General features: G+C 51.2%; 3 protein-coding genes. 2 read left to right on the top strand and 1 reads right to left on the bottom strand.

Annotation, left to right across the window (positions count from 1 at the left end; all coding sequences use genetic code 11):
• On the top strand, positions 1-1,360 hold a 1,360-nt coding region (locus tag CINSTRO3249_RS13140), incomplete at its 5' end, for a flagellar biosynthesis protein FlhF (RefSeq protein ID WP_254304262.1).
• A 380-nt stretch (positions 1,361-1,740) separates the two neighbouring features.
• Positions 1,741-4,179, top strand: coding sequence for an SPFH domain-containing protein (locus tag CINSTRO3249_RS13135; protein WP_125933195.1), 2,439 nt, complete (start codon positions 1,741-1,743; stop codon positions 4,177-4,179).
• A 37-nt stretch (positions 4,180-4,216) separates the two neighbouring features.
• On the opposite strand, the gene CINSTRO3249_RS13130 is transcribed toward CINSTRO3249_RS13135, so the two are convergent.
• The coding region (locus CINSTRO3249_RS13130; RefSeq protein ID WP_143146879.1) for an integrase core domain-containing protein at positions 4,217-4,445 on the bottom strand (229 nt) is incomplete at its 5' end.

Genomic DNA, 4,445 nt, shown 5'->3' with positions numbered 1-4,445 from the left:
CATAGGTATCTACACATTTATCGTGATACCTGTTATTACTTTGCAGAATGATTTCAACCTATCTGTTGGCGGGATTGACTCTCGCCTTACCCGCCGATATCAGACGCTGGTTAAACAGCATATGACGCCCGCGGCTCTTCTTGCTTCTGCGGTTAAAGACCTCGCAAGTGCTCAAAAATCAACTTTCGCAACTACCCAAGCTGTCTGGCGTTTTCTGAATAATAAGCGAATTAGCTTCAGTCAACTCAATGAGCCAATTATTTCGCTAGCACTTGAGCAAATTTCGCTTAGCCCGCATCCATACGCTCTCGTTGTTCATGATTGGTCACGTTTACAATTTCTTTACCATCATGCCAAATACGGACGCTTAAAAATGACGCACGGTGGCGATGTTGGATATGAACTTCAAAGCAGCTTGCTGGTTGATGCTGGCACGGGTTTGCCAATAGCGCCTCTATCTCAGACACTTACCGATGCAACCGGTTGTCATTCAACGTTGGCGGAAGGACTGTCCGAACGGCAGACACATATGGACGCCTTGACGACCGATATTGCCCGTGTGGAATCGCTTAATATAGGTAAAAAGCTGATTCATATAATTGATAGAGAGGGTGACTCTATTGGACATATGCGGACGTTGAGTACTCAAGGAATATGCTGGCTTATCCGAGGAAAAGAAGGACATGGTGCAGAGTGGCAAGGTAATTCATTGAAAATTGGTGAGATTGCTGCTCTTCTGCCATACAACGGATGCGGACAGGTAGACTGGAAAGGGAAAAAAGCTGATATGGAAATCAGTGAAACCTCGATAGTCATAACCCGAGCTGCGCAGCAGAAGCGTAAAGATAAAGAAACCGGCCGCCGCATAAAAATCCAACCTGGAGAGCCTCTGACGGTCAGATTGGTTGTTGTTCGGCTTACGGATGATCTCGGTAATGTGGTGGGACGCTGGACGCTGCTTACAAACGTTTGCAGCGAGATCACCTGCGAGGAAGTAGCTCGTTGGTATTACTGGCGCTGGAATATTGAATCATTTTTTAAGTTGCTGAAAGGTGCCGGACATGACGTAGAAACATGGCTTCAGCGCAGCGCGCCAGCCGTACTACGCAGGTTGTTAATAGCCAGTATGGCTGCTGTTCTGGTATGGCGGCTGCAACGCGCTGAAGGAGAAGAAAATGCGGCAGCCCGCCAGCTGATATGTCGCTTGTCAGGACGACAGCAAAAGCGAGGCCGCAGAGAGAGCGCTCCTGCTCTGCTCGCTGGCCTATCCATCTTGTTGAATACACTAAAATTATTATCGGAATATAGTCTGGAAGAACTTACTCATTTAGCGAGAGTTGCTCTTAAGCCTCCTCCCTGATGTGTAGATACCTATGCAGCCAGGGCGGGTAATTGTGCGCGTGATATCATTGCAATGCACGTTACTCGGCTGTGCAAGGGGGTCTGACTATCGGCGCGCCGAATTCTCCCTGACGCACCGCTATTGTTGTTCAACGAGCTGGCATATTTGATTTCTTCAGAATTGAGCCTTTGTTATCTTCATCTCCTCACGCTTCCCGTTTAAAAGAACGTAGCTAATAACGAAGCCAAATTACACTATTTCGACCCTGAGTTAATATATTTCATTGACGCTTAATGAGTGATTAATACGCAAGAATAATCTGTTATGGCGGGTTAATTCTCTGCTGATGGGACAGGCCGTCTCACACTCACATTAAACAATCAAGGAGGATTGATATAATGTTGCCTATTTTTGTCTGGGAATATCGCTATAAATTAGCGTCATGGCGTTATTTTTTTCCTGTAATGGATGGAACTAAGAATAACGGACCAGGCCACATTATTGCCGCCAGGGAAATGTCGATTCAGCGCGAGCATAAAGTCTGCGCAGGGGGTTTAACGCTGGTCAGGTTAATATCGCCGGGAACCAAGACCCGCTTGCTGGTATTTGTACCCACTGCGAGCAGGCTGTGGGTACCGATAGCGGCTACGCCGTCCCGCAAAGAAGGAGGGAACATGGCGTCAGCCGAAATGCCGCCGGCGCCGCGCGATGCGGTGTTAACGCTGACGCCAGTCGGGTCAAGGGCTGCATCGGTACGGGACGTACCGCTCGAAGTAGAGCGAGGCGACAATACTCTGTTATCCGGCTCGGACGCGCCTGGCGGGAAGCCATCGGCCGGCGGGAAGAAGAGGCCAACGCATCTGGTGCGGCGCCGGCGCGCCAGCGACACCGACGGGGTGCCGGCGTGCGCGCTGAGCCTTGAGCAGCAGGATTATTGGCTGCGCCTTGGCGATAGAAAACGCCAGTTTGCGGCGTTCATCGCTCAGCATGCTGACATACTGGCGCCATCAAACGCCCACAATGCGTCGCCGGGAGAGGTGCAAAAGGAGAATGAGCCACAAACACCGGCGCAAAAACAGCGCGCCATGCTGGCCGAACGGGAGCCCTGGTTGCATGTTCACGGACTGTCCCAAGAGGGTGGAGAGCATCGCGATGAACGTAATCAGCACTACGTGATTAAATTGCTAAATAAAAAATCGGCACATCACCTGCCTGGCAAACAATTTCTCGACAAACTCGATGTGAGCGTCGAGCTGAGCGTGACATTTATTGTCGGGGAGCCGCCGGACCTGCAGTATTACGTCGCGAACCGCAAAGAGGTCAGCCTGCGACAAGTTTTGACCGGCGATGTGCTGCGCGACATGAAACGCCAACGGGTTGCCGCAGACCGTAAGGTGCGTATTGAAAAACTGTTATTAACCGATCCTCACGGCGTATTGGATGCGCATTTTCTCCAGATCATGGCCGAGAAGGCTAAAGAAGCGTTTATTTTTGATTTGCACCCCGAATTACAAGCGCAATTACAGGAAGTGATTGATAGCAGCGAAATTGAAAATGCTTATTATACCATGGCCAAAAACAGGCTGGCTTGTGCGTTATTACCGCTGCTGGGGGAGCGAGAGCATAACGCGGTGGCGGGATTGGCGCAAAAATGGATGGATAATCAGCTAACCGAGCAGCTGGTAACGCTGCATCAGGGAGGCAAGCATATTCAGGTGCCGGAAATGGTGGCGTTAATTGAAGCCAGCGGCGGCATGCTCATTTCGCTCTCTAATGGCAGAATTTATTTATGGACCCCTGATGATACGTCAGCGGCGCTGAGGGCCTTCATACACGGTCATCTTTCGCTCGGTCAAAGACAGTCGCTCATCGGCTTACCCTTTGCCGCCACCGTGGATCCACACACCTGCCGGATAGTGCCGCCGCTCTCTTTTAGCGCCAGCCAGAATATTTGGCAGGCGTTAAAACAATTGGATCACGATAAAATGGCCGAGCATCTGCATGAATATGTCCAACAGCAGCGCCAGGCTTATCAGCAACAGCACCAGATAAAGGAGGATCCGCATCATGTCGCCCAGCAGGTCTTGATGTATGGCGGTCTGGCGTTGTCGGTTCTGGCATTATTTTTCAGCGGCGGTTCGGCCGTCGTGTGCGCTTCATTTATGTTGGCGAATCTTGGCATTGGCGCCGTCAGTTGTGGTTTGTATGTTCATACCGCGCTTACGGCAGATGACCTAGCGCTAAAAAAACACGCTTGGTCGAACGCGTTATTGAGCCTGCTCTTCACCGCGTTGGGCGGAGCGGCAGACGGCTATCAAGTCATGCGCGCGGCGGGCAGCCGCGGTAGCCAGGTGTTGTTCAATACCTATCTCTCGCTGCATGATGCGCTCAAAGCGGGCCAATCCCGGCTCTCTCTCGCCTCGGTGGCAGAAACGTTTATTAAAACCGACGCGCGCGGCCGGGCGATTATCCTGGTTGAGAGTTTGATAAAAGAGGGAAAGGATAATCTGCGCCAATTTGGTTTTAGCAGCACTGAGGCCATGTTACGTATCAATCAGATTACCGGTCGCATTAATTTTCATCATTATCTATCCTTGCGCTCCTTAGGTCAGAGCCGCCGTTTTTTCCGCGATCTGGTGGTCATTACCGGGCGTCAGGCGTTGAAAATGGTGCCGCGTGGCTATGAATTGGCGGCGTTCAGCCATGCCGGCGAACGGGCCGAATTGATGTTTATCAGTCTCGGTGAAGGCCGGTTCGGCGGATATCAGTTAGCGCCGCTTAAAGGCGATCAGGCGTTAGAGAATGTGTGGGGAACGGTCAGGCTGGACGATTTTTGAATAACCCCGAGTTTATTAGAGAGTAATTTTGGCAATACTACGCCGCTTCCTCTGATGCTAATTGCAAAGCGTAATAGTTCATTTCGGCTTCAGTAGGAGGGATGTAACCCAGCCGCCCGAGCAGCCTTCTGTTGTTGTACCAGTCCACCCAGTCCAGCGTGGCCAACTCCACTTCCGTCCGGTTTTTCCAGCTCCCGCGGTGGATAACCTCCGTTTTGTACAACCCGTTGATACTCTCTGCCATCGCATTATCGTAGGAGTCGCCG

This window comes from Candidatus Sodalis sp. SoCistrobi (assembly GCF_900143145.1).
In the GTDB taxonomy this organism is placed as follows: Bacteria; Pseudomonadota; Gammaproteobacteria; order Enterobacterales; family Enterobacteriaceae; genus SoCistrobi.
This window is presented reverse-complemented; position numbering and strand designations above follow the sequence as displayed.